Below are 17,602 nucleotides of genomic sequence, written 5' to 3'. Positions count from 1 at the left end.
CGGAATCTTGATTCAGCTCAGGAGGTCTTGGCGGCGTGATAGCGCCGGGCAGCAACCTGATAGGCGTCGAGCAAGCTGAGGGCGTACACGAACACCCCGCCGGCCACCCGCCCGATGGCAGATGCCGCGGCAGGCGCCGCTGCGTAAGTGATCATTCCCAGCAGCACGGTGTAGAAGACGAACACCAGGCCACGCCGGGGCTGTCCGTTGACGACTTGTCCGACCCCGGGCAGCACTGCGGCGATGAGGAGCACCAACAACGGGTGAATTGGTCGGGTCACCGCGCTTCGGCCTCCGATACGTCAAGGCGACGAGACGCAGCCTGGTCGCACAGCTCGCCGGCCATGGTGACCGCCTGCAGCAGATTCTCCGCCGTCACTCGGACCTCGGACAGGTCGACCCGGCGGGTGACGCGGTAGGCCGTCGAATTGGCTTGTGCGCCACGGACAACGCACCGCACACCGCGCTCGGTCACCAGTACCTGCTTCACCATCGAATCCTCGGTCACCATGCCTACGGCGGTTTCGGCCAGTTTGCGGTCCACACCTTCCGGGGCACAGGCCACCGAAGCCCACGTGGGCCACGCCGGGTCGCGCCACCGCAGCAGGTCGCGGTGACCGGAGTAGAACTCGTTTCCGGTCTCATTGCTGAGTACCGACAACCTCGGCTGCCCCGGAAGTGGCGCACGGACGGTGACCATGAGGCGCAGCACCGGGACGACGCGCAGGCCGAGAGCATCGACCACGGGCTCGACCCGTACGTTCCGGCCGTTATATCGGCCGTAGAGCAGGGGGTAGTCGAGGCCGCGAGGCACGATACGGCTCTGTTCGAGCACGCCGGTGGCGTGCTCGAACAGAGCCGTGCGGTCGCGCTGGACGCGGGCCAGGTGGCGGCGCTGCAGGTACGTCAGCACCGCCACGCCCACTGCGGCCAGCGTCAGCGCGACCGCGAGCGTTCCGGACATCAGTAACCGCGGGGACGTGGCAACGGCGCGGTGAACTCGGCGTTCCGGTCGACGTACTTGAACCGCCGTAGGACGAACCACACCGAGGCCAGCAAGTAGAACACCAGGATCGACATCAGGGTGCTGCCGTAGCCCAGGTATGTCGCGAAGAACACGATCATCGCGACCACTGCCAGGGCAATCGAGGGGATCGGGTGCATGGGCAGCGTGTAGGCCCGCTTGATGGAGCCGATCGGCCACAGCTTCCGGAACCGCAGCATGTTGACGACCATAAACGCGTAGGTCAGCAGTCCCGACAGAATCGAGAAGGTGATCACGGTCGACAGCAGCGTCGGCTTGTTGAGCAGCAGTGGAAGGATCGCGAAGGCGATGGCGACCGGCACCAGGAACAGGATCGAGCGGTACGGCGTCCGGTACCGCGGGTGCACGGCTCCGAACCACTCCGGGAGATAACGGTCGCGACTCATCGCGAACCATGACCGGGAGGAGTCGGTGATGCAGCCGTTTGCCGACGCGAGGGTCGCCGCGAGCGTGCCGAGGAACAGCAGCCAGACGAGCACGCCCGAATGGGCGAGCTGAGCGGCGTCGAACAGCGGCGTGATGGACGTACCCAGGTACTGCCAGGGCAGCAGCGCCGAGCACAGGTACCAGGTCAGGCTGGCCGCGATGATCAGCGTCATGATGCCGGCCAGGCTGCCGAGCGGGATGGACCGGCTCGGCGAGCGGCACTCCTCCGCGGCCTGCGCGGTGCCCTCGATGCCGAGGTAGAACCACATGCCGAACTGGAACGCTGCGATCACGCCGATCCAGCCGTAGGGAAGCCCGGCATCGCTCGATCCGACGAGTGCGCTGAATTGGGTGCCGGAATCCAGGTCCCAGCCGGAAACTCCGACGAACAGCGCGATGATGGTCACGAAGGCAAAGCCGGTGATGATGAAGTTGACCGACAGTGTCGCCAGCACGCCACGGTAATTCAGTAGTGCGAGGAGCAGGATCGCCAGCACCGCGAACGGGTAGGCGGACAGATGCTGCTTATTGCCGAGCAACCCCGACATCGTGGTGAGCAGGTCGCCCAGAACGTTCGCGTTGGCGGCCTCCAGCATGGTGTAAGCCATGGTGAGATAGAGCCCCACATTGAACGCCATCAGCGGCCCGATCGAGTGCTTGGCCTGGGCGTATTGACCGCCGGCCGCCGGGATCGCCGACGCCACCTCGGAGTTGATCATGACGACACAGGTGTAGAGCAGACCCACGAACCAACAGGCGATCAGGGCACCGTAGAGGCCGCCCTTCTCCACCGTGAAGTTCCAGCCCATGAACTCGCCGACCAGAACGATGCCGACACCCAGCCCCCAGATGTGGATCGGGCCAAGCACCTTCTTGAGGGTGAGCGCTTCGCCGCCTGCAGCGGTATCGACGTCGCTCATGAGGGGTGCCTTTCTGTGTCATGCGACTCGGCGGTCGCGTGCTGCCATTCCGCGTCCTCGCCGAGATCCTCGACGGTGTGGACGAGGAAGTCCTCGTCGTAGTCGCGGCCGACGCGGTATGCGTCGTACAGCAACCAACTGGCCACGAGCGCGGACAGAACCCAGGCGCCGTTTTCAAGAAGAGTCCAAAAGTTCATGATTCCTCGTCTCGTTGGAATCGCGGTCCAAACCTGGCCGTGATGACTTCGCCGTATTCGCGGAATGACATGAGATAAACAAATGCCAGGTACGCCGCTGCCAACGCGGTGATACCGATCAACGGAAGCCATTCGATTGAGTACTTGTTGTTGCTCGGCGTGTTGTTCTTGACGAGTTCTGTGGCCGTGGCATCGTCTACCATGCCCTTGGACTTCATGAGTTCGAACTGTCGTTTTTCGGCCGGGCTGATATTGAGCTGCGAGATGGTTTTCGTCTGCTCCGCGCTCGGCGCCTCGTCTGCCTGCGCGAAGACGAATGTGGTGACGAACAATGTGATGAACAGCAGACCGATCAAAGTCGCGGCATCGATGAATTGTCCAGCGCCGCTTTGCCTCGTCGACGTTGACGTGGCGCTTGTCATGCTGGGCTCGTTGCCAAAGAGCGGGTCGCCTGGCGGGAATTCCGAATGGCCTTCCGGGCCTGGCGATTCGCATCGATGTGATGGATATCCTCGCCATACACATGCTCACGCTCGATCTTGTAACGACGGCTCATGGACAATAGTCCCATTGAGTTGAATACGCCCAAGACAGCGAACGCAATTGCGAGTATTGCTTTGACGGCGGTGCTGTCGATGACGCTGAAAGCGGCGGTGAACACGAATATCAATGTCGCCCACATCGCTGCCGCGAGTGTGGAGGCGATGATGACATCCCGCATGAACATGGTGTGAATTCGTGCGTCGAGCGCTGGATTCATGGCAATTTACCTCTTCCTGAAGCGGTGAGTCGCGATTCCGCCCGGCATCGGGAAATGCCAGAAGGCCGTGAGCGCCGAATTGGTGATTCAGCGGATGTCGGCTGTCTCGTGGCGGAGTTACCGGCATGTGGCAATCGAACGTCCCTCGCGGCGGCTCTGACGATGACCGCCAATGTTTCCTTACAAGACACGTTGTTCACCGGTATGAATGGAACACCCCGCCTGCGGGTGTGTCAAGGGTCACATTCTGGGACGTTGCTGGGAGCTGAAAGTAGGGCCGGGAACCGGCTATTCGGGGAGGCGTTCGGCGCCGACCCCACGCCGCGGCGTGTTACCGGGTCCATGGCCACCAGGGGTGCGTACGCCGCCGCCTACACAAACGGGTAGATCGAACCATCCCAAATTGGCGTTCCCCCCACCCGTGAACGACCGCACGATAGGTGTCGAGGCCATCGCTGTACGAGGAGATGAAAATATGACTGTCACAACCGATCTCGGCGCGAGAGTAACCGGGGATGTGCTCGTCCGGAACTTGTCGCTTGTCGGTGACGAGATCACGGGTACCGCGGCCAAAGTCGATGTGCAGCAGGTCGCTGATCTCGCTCGGCTTCTGACGGAGTCGGCACGCGTGTTCGCCGCCGGGGCAGGCCGTAGTGGGCTGGTGTTGCGGATGGCTGCGATGCGGCTGATGCACCTCGGCTTGAACGTGCATGTCGCCGGCGACACCACCACACCGGCGATCGGTGCGGGGGATTTGCTTCTGGTCGCCTCCGGGTCGGGTACGACCTCGGGCGTGGTGAAGTCGGCTGAAACGGCGAAGAAGTCGGGTGCCCGGGTAGCGGCGTTCACGACCAACGCGGATTCGCCGCTGGCCGCGCTCTGCGATGCGGTGGTGATCATCCCCGCCGCGCAGAAGACCGATCACGGTTCCAACGCCTCGCAGCAGTACGCCGGTTCGTTGTTCGAACAGGTGCTGTTTGTCGTCACCGACGCGGTGTTCCAGTCGCTGTGGGATCACGCCGATATTCAGGCCGAAGAGCTGTGGCTTCGGCACGCCAACCTCGAATGACCCGGGCTGTGACGGCCCAACTCGCCTGAATCTTGTCAGGACCACCGCGGGGGCACCGTGCCTCCATTCGGTAAGCAGAAAGGTAATCAAACCCCATGAACCAGACCTTCCGGCCCGTTGACCGCTTCGGAGAGCAGCTCGAAGAGACTCTGCTCGGCCAGCCGTCGGCCGAGGTGTTGGGCGACCCGATCGGAGTGCGTTCTTCGGTTCCCTTCATCGACGAAGACCACGGCATCCGTTCCGGCGTCTGGGAGGCCCAGCCGGGTCTTTCCCGCTGGGAGTTCACCGAGCGGGGCGAAGCCATCCACGTCCTCGAAGGACGCATGGTCATCACCCAGGACGGCACGGCCCCCGTCACCCTGGAGGCTGGATCTGCCGCCTTTTTCCCGGTCGGGTGGAAGGGAACCTGGGAAATCCAGGAACGGATCCGCAAGTTCTTCGTGGTCTACGCGGCCTGATTCAGCGCTGGCCGGGTCCGCGGGCACGCCCCGCGCCCGGCCGGCCCGCTCGGGCCGGACAGTTGAATTCTGCTGAGGCCCTTGCCCTTACCCGCATCAACCAGACGCTGTCCGACGCAGCCGACGGGGACTTCCCCCGTCGGCTGCGCGGCAGGATGGTGTTCGACGGGATCACGACGCTTCGCCGACGGCACCTCGCCGCCGCAGAACAACAAGTAGCGGCGTTTCAAAGATGTTGCGCCGCAATAGGACAGCGTGATGCTCCGGTAAACCCTCTCCTACGATCTGAGTCGAAACATGAAAATAGGAATTCTGACCAGCGGTGGCGACTGCCCCGGTTTGAATGCGGTGATCCGCGGCGCCGTGCTCAAAGGCATTACCGTCTACGGTCACGAGTTCGTTGGATTCTTGGACGGCTGGCGCGGCGTGGTCGAGGCCGACATCATCGATCTTCCCCGTACGGCGATCCGCGGTATCGCGAAGCAGGGCGGCACCATCCTGGGCACCTCACGCACCAACCCGTTCGACAACGGCGGTGGTCCCGAGGTCATCAAGGCGCACCTGGATCGGCTCGGCATCGACGCGATCATCGCCATCGGCGGCGAGGGCACGTTGGCTGCAGCCAAGCGGCTGAGCGACGCCGGTCTGAAGATCGTGGGCGTGCCGAAGACGGTGGACAACGACCTCGACGCCACGGACTACACGTTCGGTTTCGACACCGCCGTGCAGATTGCCACGGAAGCGATCGACCGGCTGCGCACCACCGGCGAGTCGCACCACCGCTGCATGATCGCCGAGGTGATGGGCCGGCACGCGGGCTGGATCGCGTTGCACGCCGGCATGGCGGCCTGTGCCCACGCCATCCTCATCCCCGAGCAGAAGATCGGTATCGAGCAGATCGTCCAGTGGGCCAAGGGCGCACACTCCCGCGGACGGGCGCCACTGATAGTGGTGGCCGAAGGGTTCGTTCCCGAACACATGGAGTCCCCGCATTCCGAGCGTGGGCTGGACGCCTTCGGCCGTCCGCGGCTCGGTGGGATCGCAGATCAGCTGGCCCCGGAGATCGAAGCCCGTACCGGCATCGAGACCCGCGCAACCATCCTTGGCCACATCCAGCGCGGCGGCGTGCCGTCAGCGTTCGATCGGGTCCTGGCCACCCGGCTGGGCATGGCGGCGATCGACTCTGTGGTTGACGGGTGCTGGGGCACGATGGTGGCGCTGAAGGGCACAGAGATCGACCATGTGAGCTTTGCGGAGGCCCTTGGCAAGCTCAAGGCCGTTCCGCAGCGGCGCTACGAGGAAGCCGCGCTTCTGTTCGGCTGACCTGCCACGGCAGTGGCCTGGCGCGCAATCCGATATGCGTTGCGCGCCAGGCGATCCCAAATTTGTGGGAATCGAGCCCCGATCTAGTCCGAGGCCTTACCGAACAGCAGCGGGTAGGCGACGCCGGCGACCGCGGCCCCGACCAGCGGTGCCAGCCAGAACACCCAGAGCTGCGTCGGCGCCCCGTTCCCGTTGAAGAACGCGACGGCGGTGGAGCGGGCCGGGTTGACCGACGTGTTGGAGATCGGGATCGAGATCAGGTGGATCAGGGTCAGGGACAGTCCGATGGACAGGCCGGCGAATCCCTTGGGTGCCCGGGCGTCGGTGGAGCCCAGGATCACCAGCAGGAACATCGCGGTCAGCACGATCTCGATGATGATCACCGAGGTGAGGCCGAAATGTTCCGGTGAATGGTCGCCGAACCCGTTGGCGGCCATGTTCCCGGTGGCGCTCCAGCCTGGCTGACCGGTGCCGACCCAGTAGATCACCCCGCCGGCGACCAGACCGCCGACGACCTGGGCGATCCAGTACGCCGGCAGGGCCTTCCATTCGATGCGGCGGGCCAGGGCGGCGCCCAGTGTGACGGCCGGGTTGAAATGACCGCCGGACACGGAGCCGAACGCGTACACGCCCGTGAGCACTGTCAGGCCGAAAGCGATTGCGACACCGAGGAATCCGATGCCCACCGAGGTGTGTTCACTCGGGTTGGCGGCGAACACCGCGGCTCCGCAGCCGCCGAGCACCAGCCAGAACGTGCCGACGGCCTCCGCCGCCAGCTTGTGTGTCATCGTGGGAGCACTCATTTGGTCAAACCCTCCACTTCGAATCGAAAACGCCGGGTCAGCAAACCGCAGTTCGAGCGTCTCACCGATGGGCGGCGGAACCGCCGCTCGTTGCTGAACAGCCGCCCAAAGGTGACCGGAGGTTGCTCGGTGGCAGGCGGCGAATCTAAGAATCTGAGCAATCTTTGTAGCAAATAAATATTTGGTAACAGCCTGCGCAAATGTGATTTTCAGCAAATAGCTATCGGGTGTTGTGGCCAGTGGTGCGGGCGGTCCCCGTCTGGATGTGACCGGAATCGATTGGCGAAACCGCAAGGGCTCCAATACAATTGGACCTACCGACCGGTAGCTTCAGAGTGTTGTCGACCACAGTCGCAGCAACCTCATTAGGTCTGCCTAAGTTGGCATGTCAGGCCGGGTTTGTCATATCGTTTTGTCTCAATCGAGGCGAGCGGGACGGCCCGTCGTTCAGTGCTGCACGCTGGCATACCGTCGCTCAGTCCGCTGGCGCCGCTGAAAAGCGGCGGTCAAGCGATGCTTCGTAAAGAAGATGGTGAAGGGTTAGGTGGGAATGACGCCGCAGCACGGCGGGCCTAGCAAGGTCGGGCTGTACAACCCCGCGTACGAACACGACGCCTGTGGCGTCGCGATGGTCGCGGACATTCATGGACGTCGCAGCCGTGACATCGTCGACAAGGCGATCACCGCACTGCTGAACCTGGAGCACCGCGGTGCTGCAGGTGCCGAGCCGAACACCGGCGACGGCGCGGGCATCCTGCTGCAGATTCCCGACGCGTTCCTCCGCGCCGTGTGCGCGGAGGAAGGCTTCGAGCTGCCCGCCGAGGGCAGCTACGCCACCGGCATCGCCTTCCTGCCGCAGTCGGCCCGCGACGCCAATCTGGCCTGCGAGGCCGTCGAGAAGATCGTCGAAGCCGAGGGCCTCCAGGTCCTGGGCTGGCGCGACGTGCCGTTCGACGACTCGTCGCTGGGTGCTCTGGCGCGCGACGCCATGCCGACGCTGCGTCAGATCTTCATCGCCGGTGCGTCCGACATGGCCCTCGAGCGCCGGGTCTACGTGATCCGCAAGCGCGCCGAGCACGAGCTGGGTACCAAGGGCCCGGGTCAGGACGGCCCCGGTCGCGAGACCGTGTACTTCCCGAGCCTGTCGGGCAAGACCATCGTCTACAAGGGCATGCTCACCACCCCGCAGCTCAAGGCGTTCTACCTGGACCTGCAGGACGAGCGCATGACCAGCGCGCTGGGCATCGTGCACTCGCGGTTCTCGACCAACACGTTCCCGTCGTGGCCGCTGGCGCACCCGTTCCGCCGGGTCGCCCACAACGGTGAGATCAACACCGTCAACGGCAACGAGAACTGGATGCGGGCCCGCGAGGCGCTGATCCACACCGACGTGTTCGGGTACCACAACGACCTGAACAAGATTTTCCCGGTCTGTACGCCGGGCGCCTCGGACACCGCGCGGTTCGACGAGGCGCTCGAGCTGCTGCACCTGGGTGGACGTCCGCTGCACCACGCGGTGCTGATGATGATCCCCGAGGCCTGGGAACGCAGCGAGACCATGGACCCCGCCCGGCGGGCGTTCTACCAGTACCACTCGTCGCTCATGGAGCCGTGGGACGGCCCGGCGTCGGTCTGCTTCACCGACGGCACCATCGTGGGCGCGGTCCTGGACCGCAACGGCCTGCGTCCGTCGCGTATCTGGGTCACCGATGACGGCCTGGTCGTCATGGCCTCCGAGGCCGGCGTCCTGGACCTGGACCCATCGACCGTCGTCAAGAAGATGCGCCTGCAGCCGGGCCGCATGTTCCTCGTGGACATGGCCGAGGGTCGCATCGTCGACGACGAAGAGATCAAGTCGAAGCTGGCCGCCGAGCACCCCTACCAGGAGTGGCTCGACAACGGTCTGTTCCATATCGACGACCTGCCTCCCGGCGACTACGTCAAGATGCCGCACCACCGCGTGGTCCTGCGGCAGCAGGCGTTCGGTTACACGAACGAAGAGGTCACCCAGCTGATCGTGCCCATGGCCCGCACCGGCGCGGAGGCGCTGGGCTCCATGGGTACCGATACGCCGATCGCTGTGCTCTCGCAGCGGCCGCGGATGCTCTACGACTACTTCCAGCAGCTGTTCGCGCAGGTCACCAACCCGCCGCTGGACGCCATCCGGGAAGAGGTCGTGACCAGCCTCTCGGGCGTCATCGGCCCCGAGGGTGACCTGCTGAACCCGGACGAGAACTCGTGCCGGCAGATCGTCGTGCCGTCGCCGATCCTGCGCAACGGCGCGCTGTCCAAGCTGATCTGCGTCGACCCCGACCACGAGATCCGGGGCCGCAAGCACGGTATGCGCGCTGCGGTCGTCAGCTGCCTGTACCCCGTCGCCGACGGCGGTGCCGGCCTGCGCCGCGCCCTGGAGGATGTGCGCACCAAGGTGTCGCAGGCCATCCGCAACGGCGCGCGAATCATCGTGCTGTCGGACCGCGAGTCCAACGAATGGCTCGCGCCGATCCCGTCGCTGCTGTCGACGGCGGCCGTCCACCACCACCTGGTTCGGGAACGCACCCGCACCCAGGTCGGCCTGGTGGTCGAGTCCGGTGACGCCCGCGAGGTGCACCACATGGCCATGCTGGTGGGTGTCGGTGCCGCCGCCATCAACCCGTACATGGCGTTCGAGACCATCGACGACATGGTGGACCGCGGTGTCATCACCGGCCTGACCAGCGACCAGGCCAAGGCCAACTACGTCAAGGCCGCCGGCAAGGGCGTGCTGAAGGTGATGTCCAAGATGGGCATCTCGACGCTGGCCTCCTACACCGGCGCCCAGCTGTTCCAGGCCGTCGGTCTGAACCAGCGGATGCTCGACGAGTACTTCACCGGCATCTCCTGTCCGACCGGTGGTATCGACCTCGACGACATCGCGGCCGACGTCGCAGCGCGACACAACCTGGCCTACCTGGACCGGCCCGACGAGTGGGCGCACCGCGAGCTCGAGGTCGGTGGCGAGTACCAGTGGCGCCGTGAGGGCGAGTACCACCTGTTCAACCCGGACACGGTGTTCAAGCTGCAGCACTCCACCCGCACCGGGCAGTACTCGGTGTTCAAGGAGTACACCAAGCTGGTCGACGACCAGAGCGAGCGCATGGCCTCCTTGCGTGGTCTGTTCACGTTCAAAGACGGTGTGCGCGAACCGATCTCGATCGACGAGGTGGAGTCCGCCAGCGAGATCGTCAAGCGGTTCTCCACGGGCGCGATGAGCTACGGCTCGATCTCGGCCGAGGCCCACGAGACCCTGGCCATCGCCATGAACCGCCTTGGCGGACGGTCGAACTCGGGCGAGGGCGGCGAGAACGTCGAGCGCTTCGACCGGGACGCCAACGGCGACTGGCGGCGCAGTGCCATCAAGCAGGTCGCGTCGGCCCGCTTCGGTGTCACGTCGCACTACCTGACGAACTGCACCGACATCCAGATCAAGATGGCCCAGGGCGCCAAGCCCGGTGAGGGCGGTCAGCTTCCGGGGCACAAGGTGTACCCGTGGGTGGCCGAGGTGCGGCACTCGACCCCGGGTGTCGGTCTGATCTCGCCGCCGCCGCACCACGACATCTACTCGATCGAGGATCTGGCGCAGCTGATCCACGACCTGAAGAACGCCAACCCCGAGGCCCGCATCCACGTGAAGCTGGTGTCCGAAAATGGTGTGGGAACGGTGGCGGCCGGGGTGTCCAAGGCCCATGCCGACGTGGTGCTCATCTCCGGCCACGACGGTGGTACCGGCGCGACCCCGCTGACCTCGCAGAAGCACGCGGGTGCTCCGTGGGAACTGGGTCTGGCCGAGACGCAGCAGACCCTGCTGCTCAACGGTCTGCGCGACCGCATCGTCGTGCAGGTGGACGGCCAGCTCAAGACGGGTCGCGACGTGGTGATCGCCGCGCTGCTCGGTGCCGAGGAGTTCGGTTTCGCCACCGCGCCGCTGGTGGTCTCGGGCTGCATCATGATGCGCGTCTGCCACCTCGACACCTGCCCCGTGGGTGTGGCCACCCAGAACCCGGTGCTGCGCGAGCGCTTCACCGGCAAGCCGGAATTCGTCGAGAACTTCTTCCTGTTCATCGCAGAAGAGGTCCGGGAGTTGATGGCCCAACTTGGTTTCAGAACCATCAACGAGATGGTCGGTCAGGTCGGCGCGCTGGACACCAGCAAGGCCATCGCGCACTGGCGCGCGCAGAAGCTGGACCTGACCCCGGTGCTGTACGAACCGGAGTCGGCCTTCATGAAGCAGGATCTGTACTGCACGTCGAGCCAGGACCACGGTCTGGACAAGGCGCTCGACCAGCAGCTGATCGCCGAGTGCCGGGACGCCATCGAGTCCAAGGTGCCGGTGAGCCTCGCGATGAAGATCACCAACGTGAACCGCACCGTCGGCACGATGCTGGGCCACGAGGTCACGAAGGTTCATGGCGGCCAAGGTCTTCCGGACGGCACCATCGACATCACGTTCGACGGCTCGGCCGGTAACAGCTTCGGCGCCTTCTTGCCGAAGGGCATCACGCTCCGGGTGAATGGCGACGCCAACGACTATGTCGGTAAGGGTCTTTCGGGTGGACGCCTCGTGGTGCGGCCGTCGAAGAACGCGCCGGCGGGTTACGTGGCCGAGGACAACATCATCGGCGGCAACGTGATCCTGTTCGGCGCCACCAGCGGCCAGGCCTTCCTGCGCGGCGTGGTGGGCGAGCGGTTCGCGGTGCGTAACTCGGGTGCCCACGCGGTCGTCGAGGGCGTCGGTGACCACGGCTGCGAGTACATGACCGGTGGCAAGGTGGTCATCCTCGGTGCGACCGGCCGTAACTTCGCCGCAGGTATGTCCGGCGGGATGGCCTACGTGTACGACCCGCAGGGTGCCTTGCCGGGCAACATCAACGGCGAGATGGTCGATCTCGATGCGCTGGACGCCACGGACGAACTGTGGCTGCACGAGATCATCACCGCTCATGTCGATGGAACGGAATCGGCTGTGGGACAGCGGATTCTGGCCGACTGGCAGAATCAGAAGGAGCAGTTCATCAAGGTGATGCCGCGCGACTACAAGCGGGTACTTGAGGCGATCGCCGGGGCCGAGGCCGCCGGCGAGGACGTCGGCGAAGCGATCATGGCGGCCGCTCGTGGCTGATCCGAACGGCTTCCTCAAGCACACCCACCGTCAGACCCCGGTTCGCCGGCCGGTCGACCTGCGCCTCAAGGACTGGAAAGAGGTCTACGAGGAGTTCTCGAAGGAGACCCTGCAGGTCCAGGCTTCGCGCTGCATGGACTGCGGTATCCCGTTCTGCCACAACGGTTGTCCGCTGGGGAACCTGATCCCCGAGTGGAACGACCTGGTGTACCGGGACCGCTGGCGTGACGGCATCGAGCGCCTGCACGCCACCAACAACTTCCCGGAGTTCACCGGGCGGCTGTGCCCGGCACCGTGTGAGGCGTCGTGCGTCCTCGGCATCAACCAGGACCCGGTGACCATCAAGCAGGTCGAGGTCGAGCTCATCGACAACGCCTTCGACAAGGGCTGGGTCAAGCCGATGGTTCCGGACGTGAAGACCGGCAAGACGGTCGCCGTCGTCGGTTCCGGACCGGCCGGTCTGGCCGCTGCCCAGCAGCTCACCCGCGCCGGACATGACGTGACCGTCTTCGAGCGGGCCGACCGCATCGGCGGCCTGCTGCGCTACGGCATCCCGGAATTCAAGATGGAGAAGCGGCACATCGACCGTCGTCTGGAGCAGATGGCGGCCGAGGGTACGCAGTTCCGCACCGGCGTCAACGTCGGCGTCGACCTCACCGTCGAGCAGCTGCAGGAAGACTTCGATGCGGTGGTCCTGGCCGGCGGCGCGACCGCATGGCGTGACCTGCCGATCCCGGGCCGCGAGCTCGACGGCATCCACCAGGCCATGGAGTACCTGCCGTGGGGCAACCGCGTTCAGCTCGGCGACGACGTCCTCGGACCGGACGGCCAGCCGCCGATCACGGCCAAGGGTAAGAAGGTCGTCATCATCGGTGGCGGTGACACCGGCGCTGACTGCCTGGGCACCGCGCACCGGCAGGGTGCCGAGAGCGTCCACCAGTTCGAGATCATGCCGCGTCCGCCGGAGGAGCGCGCCGAGTCGACCCCGTGGCCGACCTACCCGCTGATGTTCCGGGTGTCTTCGGCACACGAAGAGGGCGGCGAGCGCGTCTTCTCGGTCAACACCGAGGAGTTCCTGGGCACCGACGGCAAGGTGTCCGCACTGAAGGTGCATGAGGTCGTGATGAAGGCCGGCCGGTTCGAGAAGGTCGAGGGTTCGGACTTCGAACTCCCGGCGGACATCGTCTTCCTGGCCATGGGCTTCGTCGGCCCGGAGCGCGAAGGCCTGCTGACCGAGCTGGGTGTGGAGCTGACCGACCGCGGAAACGTGGCCCGGGACAACGACTTCCAGACCACTGTGCCCGGCGTGTTCGTAGCCGGTGACATGGGCCGCGGCCAGTCGCTGATCGTGTGGGCCATCGCCGAGGGTCGCGCCGCGGCCGCCGGTGCCGACCGCTACCTGATGGGTGAGTCGGCGCTGCCGAAGCCGATCAAGCCGACAGCTGCGCCTCAGCGCTGAGCGCTTGCGCGAAGAGCCGATGACACAGCGCTGAGTTAGGCATTCCGTTCGCCGGTCCCAGGTTTCCTGGGGCCGGCGAACTGCTTTCTGCGCCCACCTGCCTTCCCCGGTGTGGGCGTTCAGTCAATGGCCTTGGTAACAGCTCGATACATCCGGGTGTGTCGTGTGAGGCTGGTGTTACGAAAGTTGCACAATGAGTCGGTTCGGGTCTCGATCGACCAGAACTGAATACTTATGGCGAACTACTCCACTACCCCCGGATCCCTGTTCGCCGGCTCCGAGCTGAGCCGGCGACGCTTTTTGGTGGGCTTGTCGGCCTCGGTGGTCGCCGGGGTCGGCCTGGCGCGATGCGCTGTCGACGGTCCGGCCACCAGCGTGGCCGCGGCGCCGCCGAAGGCGCCGGCGGAACCGGTCAGGCGCGGCATGGAGTTGGCGTTGCCCGGTGGCGGCGAACTCAGCAGCCTGCCGGGTGTGGCCGGCAATCGAGTCGCGATCACGCTCGACGACGGCGTGAGTTCCGAGGTGGTGCGCGCGTACACCAAACTGGCGCGCGACACCGGGATGCGGCTCACCTACTTCGTCAACGGCAGGTATCAGTCGTGGACCGAGAATCGGGACCTGATGCTGCCGTTGGTCGAGTCGGGGCAGATTCAGTTGGGCAACCACACTTGGTCACATCCGGACCTGGCGAAACTGTCGAAGGACGAGATCGTCGACCAGCTGGAGCGCAACCACAAGTTCCTGCAGTCGACCTTCGGCGTCGACTCCCGGCCGTACTTCCGGCCGCCCTATGGCAGCCACAACGCGATCGTCGACCGGATCGCCGCGGAGCTCGGCTACTCGACGCCGACGATGTGGACGGGATCGCTGGGTGACGAGAACATCGTGACCGAGGACTACATCCTCAAGATGGCGGGCAAGTACTTCACCGAGCAGACGGTGGTCATCGGACACCTGAACCACCTGCCGGTGACGCACGTTTATGGCCAACTGGTCGATCTGCTGAAGGAACGCAACCTGCGCACCGTCACGCTCGACGATGTGTTCCGGAAGCCGCGCGAACTCCCTGTCTGATTCGAAAAGTGATGTAGCTCATATTGTCTCGTGGGTCACTTGGGGGGAGTTCAATCTCTTAACTTAAGAGGGCTTTAAGGACTTATCGCGCAACATGAATCACATCAGTCACACCAGACACGCCGCAGTTACTTTCGGCGCGCCTCCGGACGTTTGCCGGTGACCGGCGTTGTAATGAAATCGCGAGGGCCTTGCGTTAGTCTGGCCCCACGGTGCAACCAATCGCCGACCGCAGGAGTGATCACCGTGTACAACAACCCGATTTCGCGTTCGCGCATGGGCCGTATTGCCTGGTCCCTGTTCCGCCACCCGGTCAAGAGCCGCGAGTTTCCGGCCAAGAACGAGCGTCTGGTCACCGCGGCGGACATGGTCCGCTTCGGCGTCTAGCGACTGATCGACCGCTTCGGCCACGTGCGGCCGGCGGTAACGTCAGCGAATTTGCTGATCGTTACCAATTTGTGACTTCGCGATAATTAAGAACCCACGCCCGCCCGGAACCGATTTCTCGGCTCCGGGCGGTTTCCGTATCTCAGGCTGTCTGCAGACCGGAGTCGCGGATCGCCTCGGCAAGTGGTTCGAGTACGGCGGGGTCATGCGGCTGGGGGATGTAGATGATCGCCAGATCCAGGCCTTCGGCACCCAGGCCTGCGGCCTCGTCGACCACCTTGCGGTAGTCCCGATCCTGGCCGAGCCGGACGTGGGCCGACAACGTGATCTCCTTGGGATCGCGGCCGATATCGGCGCAATGTGCGGCGAGGACGTCGCGCTTGCGGGCGAACTCCTCGGGCGGACCACCGACGAAGTTCCAGTGATCGGCGTATTTGGCGGTGATTTTCAGGGTGCGCTTCTCGCCGCTACCGCCGATGCAGAATGGCGGGTGCGGCTGCTGCGGCCCCTTCGGCTCGTTGCGGGCGTCCTTCAGTTGGTAGAACTTCCCGTCGAACGTCGTCGTGTCCTGAGTGAGGAGCCCCTTGAGCACAGCGCAGGCCTCTTCGAAGCGGTCGAACCGCTCTTTGACGGAGCCCAGCTCGATGCCGTAGGCGCCGGACTCCTCCTCGTTCCAGCCGGCGCCGATTCCCAGTTCGAGGCGGCCGCCCGACACGATGTCCAACGCTGACGCCATGTTGGCCAGGACAGCCGGGTGCCGGTAGTGAATGCCGGTCACCAGCACGCCGACCCGCAGCCGGGTGGTGGCCTGGGCCAGCGCGGTCAGCGTGACCCAGCCCTCCAGGCACGGGCCGCTGGAGTCGGAGAAGATCGGATAGAAGTGGTCGAAGGTCCAACCGGAGTCGAAGGCGTCGATATCGTCGGCGGCCTGCCAGACGGCGAGCATGTCCGACCAGGTGGTGTCTTGCGGTGAGGTTTTGAAGGCGAATCGCACGCTTAGTGAAACTAGTCAAGACCGTCGACTAATTCCTGTGAGTTTCCCCGATGCGTTGGCAGACTGGACGCCATGGATCCGGTGGACGCGCTGCGGGAGATCGCCTTCTACAAGGACCGCGCGCGCGAAGAATCGCGCCGCGTCATGGCCTACCGCAAAGCCGCCGACGTAATTGAGGCGCTGAGTCCGGAGCAGCGCGAAAAGCTGGGCCGCACCAATGGCTGGCAGCAGCTGGCCGGCGTCGGGCCCAAGACCGCCGCGGTGATCTCCCAGGCGTGGGCGGGTCGTGAGCCCGATGCGTTGGTCCAGCTGCGTTCCGCCGCAGCCGATTTGGGCGGCGCCGAGCTGCGTACGGCGCTGAAGGGGGACCTGCACCTGCACTCCAACTGGTCCGACGGATCGGCGCCGATCAGCGAAATGATGGCTACCGCACAGCGTTTGGGTCACGAGTACTGCGCACTGACCGACCACTCGCCGCGGCTGACCGTAGCCAACGGGCTGAGTGCGGACCGGCTCCGGCAGCAACTGGACATCATCGACGAAATCCGTGACCGCTTCGAGCCGATGCACATCCTTACCGGCATCGAGGTCGACATCCTCGACGACGGCTCGCTGGATCAGGAACCCGAGTTGCTGGAACGGCTGGACGTGGTGGTGGCGAGTGTGCACTCCAAGCTGTCCATGGATGCCGCGGCGATGACCCGACGTATGGTCAGCGCGGTGTCCGGCGGCCAGGCGAACATATTGGGGCACTGCACCGGCCGCTTGGTGGAAGGCTCGCGCGGCATCCGGGCGGAATCGAAATTCGACGCGGCGGCGGTATTCGAAGCGTGCGCCACCAATGGTATTGCGGTAGAGATCAATTCGCGGCCGGAACGGCGCGACCCGCCGAGCCGACTGCTGAACCTGGCGTTGGACACCGGTTGCCTGTTCTCGATCGACACCGACGCGCATGCGCCCGGCCAGTTGGACTTCCTCGGCTATGGGGCGCAGCGGGCACTGGATGCCGGTGTGCCGCAGGAGCGGATCGTCAACACCTGGCCGGTCGATCGGTTGCTGTCGTGGACCGGCGCGTAGCGTCGGCCCCATGCTTCTCGGTACCGCCACCGCCGTCACGCTTTTCGCTGCCGGCCTGATCTTCCTGTTGGCCTTGATCCTCGGCATCTGGAAGTACCGGCAGATGGCCACGGGCCCCGACCATCTGGCGCACCCCTATGTGGACATCGCGCACCGGGCCGCGCTGATGTACTCGTTCTCGACCCTGCTGGTCGCGGTGTTCGTGCAGCTCAGTGCCTGGCCGTCGTGGGTGAACCTCACCGCCGCAATGGTTTTGGTGTTCTTCTTCGTCGTCGCGATTGCCGCGTACATCCAGCATGGGCTCCGGCGCGACACCACCAACCAGTTCGAGCACTCGAGCGTCGGTCTGCATGCCGGGATGGTTGCGCTGATCCTCGGTGAGGTCGGCGGTTTCCTGGTGCTGCTATCGGGTTTCGTGGTTGCGCAGTTCTGAGCCTCGCGTGCGGGCATAC

At 64.9% G+C, this 17,602-nt stretch carries 17 protein-coding genes; 9 read left to right on the top strand and 8 right to left on the bottom strand.

Features of this window, described 5'->3' with window-relative positions; all coding sequences use genetic code 11:
• Positions 1–17 precede the first annotated feature (17 nt).
• The 6 genes from G6N59_RS15370 to G6N59_RS15345 are packed head-to-tail and all read right to left on the bottom strand — an operon-like array spanning position 18 to position 3,348.
• Positions 18–281, bottom strand: a complete 264-nt coding sequence (locus tag G6N59_RS15370) for a hypothetical protein (RefSeq protein ID WP_138233111.1) — start codon at positions 279–281, stop codon at positions 18–20.
• Positions 278–964: a hypothetical protein gene (locus G6N59_RS15365; protein ID WP_138233110.1), complete on the bottom strand. Its 687-nt coding sequence runs from the start codon at positions 962–964 to the stop codon at positions 278–280. The genes G6N59_RS15370 and G6N59_RS15365 overlap by 4 nt, the downstream gene beginning before the upstream one ends.
• Complete coding sequence (locus G6N59_RS15360) at positions 964–2,391, bottom strand: APC family permease (protein WP_138233109.1); 1,428 nt, start codon at positions 2,389–2,391, stop codon at positions 964–966. The genes G6N59_RS15365 and G6N59_RS15360 overlap by 1 nt, the downstream gene beginning before the upstream one ends.
• Positions 2,388–2,588, bottom strand: a complete 201-nt coding sequence (locus G6N59_RS15355; RefSeq protein ID WP_138233108.1) for a hypothetical protein — start codon at positions 2,586–2,588, stop codon at positions 2,388–2,390. Before G6N59_RS15355 ends, G6N59_RS15360 begins: the two co-directional genes overlap by 4 nt.
• Positions 2,585–3,010, bottom strand: coding sequence for a hypothetical protein (locus tag G6N59_RS15350; RefSeq protein WP_138233107.1), 426 nt, complete (start codon positions 3,008–3,010; stop codon positions 2,585–2,587). The genes G6N59_RS15355 and G6N59_RS15350 overlap by 4 nt, the downstream gene beginning before the upstream one ends.
• Positions 3,007–3,348 (bottom strand): hypothetical protein, encoded by a 342-nt coding sequence (locus G6N59_RS15345; RefSeq protein ID WP_138233106.1) that lies wholly within the window; start codon positions 3,346–3,348, stop codon positions 3,007–3,009. The genes G6N59_RS15350 and G6N59_RS15345 overlap by 4 nt, the downstream gene beginning before the upstream one ends.
• Positions 3,349–3,823: 475 nt before the next feature.
• Between G6N59_RS15345 and hxlB the strand changes: the two genes are divergently transcribed.
• From hxlB to G6N59_RS15330, 3 genes are all read left to right on the top strand, one after another.
• Positions 3,824–4,417 (top strand): 6-phospho-3-hexuloisomerase, encoded by a 594-nt coding sequence (gene hxlB, locus G6N59_RS15340; protein WP_138233105.1) that lies wholly within the window; start codon positions 3,824–3,826, stop codon positions 4,415–4,417.
• Between the two features lie 95 nt (positions 4,418–4,512).
• Positions 4,513–4,875 carry a cupin domain-containing protein gene (locus G6N59_RS15335; protein ID WP_138233104.1) on the top strand — a complete coding sequence of 121 codons (363 nt, stop codon included), beginning with the start codon at positions 4,513–4,515 and terminating at the stop codon, positions 4,873–4,875.
• 297 nt (positions 4,876–5,172) lie between these two features.
• Positions 5,173–6,198 carry a 6-phosphofructokinase gene (locus G6N59_RS15330; RefSeq protein WP_138233103.1) on the top strand — a complete coding sequence of 342 codons (1,026 nt, stop codon included), beginning with the start codon at positions 5,173–5,175 and terminating at the stop codon, positions 6,196–6,198.
• Between the two features lie 83 nt (positions 6,199–6,281).
• Here the strand turns inward: G6N59_RS15330 and aqpZ are convergent, their stop codons facing one another.
• Positions 6,282–7,001 carry an aquaporin Z gene (gene aqpZ / locus G6N59_RS15325; protein WP_138233102.1) on the bottom strand — a complete coding sequence of 240 codons (720 nt, stop codon included), beginning with the start codon at positions 6,999–7,001 and terminating at the stop codon, positions 6,282–6,284.
• A 550-nt stretch (positions 7,002–7,551) separates the two neighbouring features.
• Here aqpZ and gltB point away from each other — a divergent pair.
• The 4 genes from gltB to G6N59_RS30580 all read left to right on the top strand — a co-directional run bounded on the left by gltB (position 7,552) and on the right by G6N59_RS30580 (position 15,079).
• On the top strand, positions 7,552–12,159 hold the full coding sequence (gltB, locus tag G6N59_RS15320) for a glutamate synthase large subunit (RefSeq protein WP_138233101.1): 4,608 nt from the start codon (positions 7,552–7,554) through the stop codon (positions 12,157–12,159).
• A complete protein-coding gene (locus tag G6N59_RS15315) occupies positions 12,152–13,618 on the top strand; it encodes a glutamate synthase subunit beta (protein ID WP_138233100.1) in 1,467 nt (488 codons plus the stop codon). Before gltB ends, G6N59_RS15315 begins: the two co-directional genes overlap by 8 nt.
• 282 nt (positions 13,619–13,900) lie before the next feature.
• On the top strand, positions 13,901–14,692 hold the full coding sequence (locus tag G6N59_RS15310) for a polysaccharide deacetylase family protein (RefSeq protein ID WP_163912030.1): 792 nt from the start codon (positions 13,901–13,903) through the stop codon (positions 14,690–14,692).
• Positions 14,693–14,938: 246 nt separating this feature from the next.
• Complete coding sequence (locus tag G6N59_RS30580) at positions 14,939–15,079, top strand: hypothetical protein (protein WP_138233098.1); 141 nt, start codon at positions 14,939–14,941, stop codon at positions 15,077–15,079.
• Between the two features lie 142 nt (positions 15,080–15,221).
• Here G6N59_RS30580 and G6N59_RS15305 read toward each other — a convergent pair whose 3' ends face one another.
• Complete coding sequence (locus G6N59_RS15305) at positions 15,222–16,073, bottom strand: LLM class F420-dependent oxidoreductase (protein ID WP_138233097.1); 852 nt, start codon at positions 16,071–16,073, stop codon at positions 15,222–15,224.
• Positions 16,074–16,145: 72 nt separating this feature from the next.
• Here G6N59_RS15305 and G6N59_RS15300 point away from each other — a divergent pair, with 72 nt between their 5' ends.
• Together G6N59_RS15300 and G6N59_RS15295 are read left to right on the top strand one after the other, a co-directional pair.
• Positions 16,146–17,150, top strand: a complete 1,005-nt coding sequence (locus tag G6N59_RS15300; protein ID WP_138233096.1) for a PHP domain-containing protein — start codon at positions 16,146–16,148, stop codon at positions 17,148–17,150.
• 10 nt (positions 17,151–17,160) lie between these two features.
• On the top strand, positions 17,161–17,583 hold the full coding sequence (locus G6N59_RS15295; protein WP_138233095.1) for a hypothetical protein: 423 nt from the start codon (positions 17,161–17,163) through the stop codon (positions 17,581–17,583).
• The last annotated feature ends 19 nt before the right edge of the window (positions 17,584–17,602 follow it).

It is taken from the genome of Mycolicibacterium aubagnense (genome assembly GCF_010730955.1).
Taxonomy (GTDB): domain Bacteria; phylum Actinomycetota; class Actinomycetes; order Mycobacteriales; family Mycobacteriaceae; genus Mycobacterium; species Mycobacterium aubagnense.
The sequence above is the reverse complement of the archived record's forward strand: the minus strand, read 5'-3'. Positions and strand labels throughout refer to the sequence as shown.

Bases quoted from the DNA above. Each gene is read 5' to 3' on its own strand.
- G6N59_RS15365 (WP_138233110.1), bottom strand. From the start codon at position 964: ATGTCCGGAACGCTCGCGGTCGCGCTGACGCTGGCCGCAGTGGGCGTG.
- G6N59_RS15360 (WP_138233109.1), bottom strand. From the start codon at position 2,391: ATGAGCGACGTCGATACCGCTGCAGGCGGCGAAGCGCTCACCCTCAAG.
- G6N59_RS15355 (WP_138233108.1), bottom strand. From the start codon at position 2,588: ATGAACTTTTGGACTCTTCTTGAAAACGGCGCCTGGGTTCTGTCCGCG.
- G6N59_RS15350 (WP_138233107.1), bottom strand. From the start codon at position 3,010: ATGACAAGCGCCACGTCAACGTCGACGAGGCAAAGCGGCGCTGGACAA.
- G6N59_RS15345 (WP_138233106.1), bottom strand. From the start codon at position 3,348: ATGAATCCAGCGCTCGACGCACGAATTCACACCATGTTCATGCGGGAT.
- hxlB (WP_138233105.1), top strand. From the start codon at position 3,824: ATGACTGTCACAACCGATCTCGGCGCGAGAGTAACCGGGGATGTGCTC.
- G6N59_RS15335 (WP_138233104.1), top strand. From the start codon at position 4,513: ATGAACCAGACCTTCCGGCCCGTTGACCGCTTCGGAGAGCAGCTCGAA.
- G6N59_RS15330 (WP_138233103.1), top strand. From the start codon at position 5,173: ATGAAAATAGGAATTCTGACCAGCGGTGGCGACTGCCCCGGTTTGAAT.
- aqpZ (WP_138233102.1), bottom strand. From the start codon at position 7,001: ATGAGTGCTCCCACGATGACACACAAGCTGGCGGCGGAGGCCGTCGGC.
- gltB (WP_138233101.1), top strand. From the start codon at position 7,552: ATGACGCCGCAGCACGGCGGGCCTAGCAAGGTCGGGCTGTACAACCCC.
- G6N59_RS15300 (WP_138233096.1), top strand. From the start codon at position 16,146: ATGGATCCGGTGGACGCGCTGCGGGAGATCGCCTTCTACAAGGACCGC.
- G6N59_RS15295 (WP_138233095.1), top strand. From the start codon at position 17,161: ATGCTTCTCGGTACCGCCACCGCCGTCACGCTTTTCGCTGCCGGCCTG.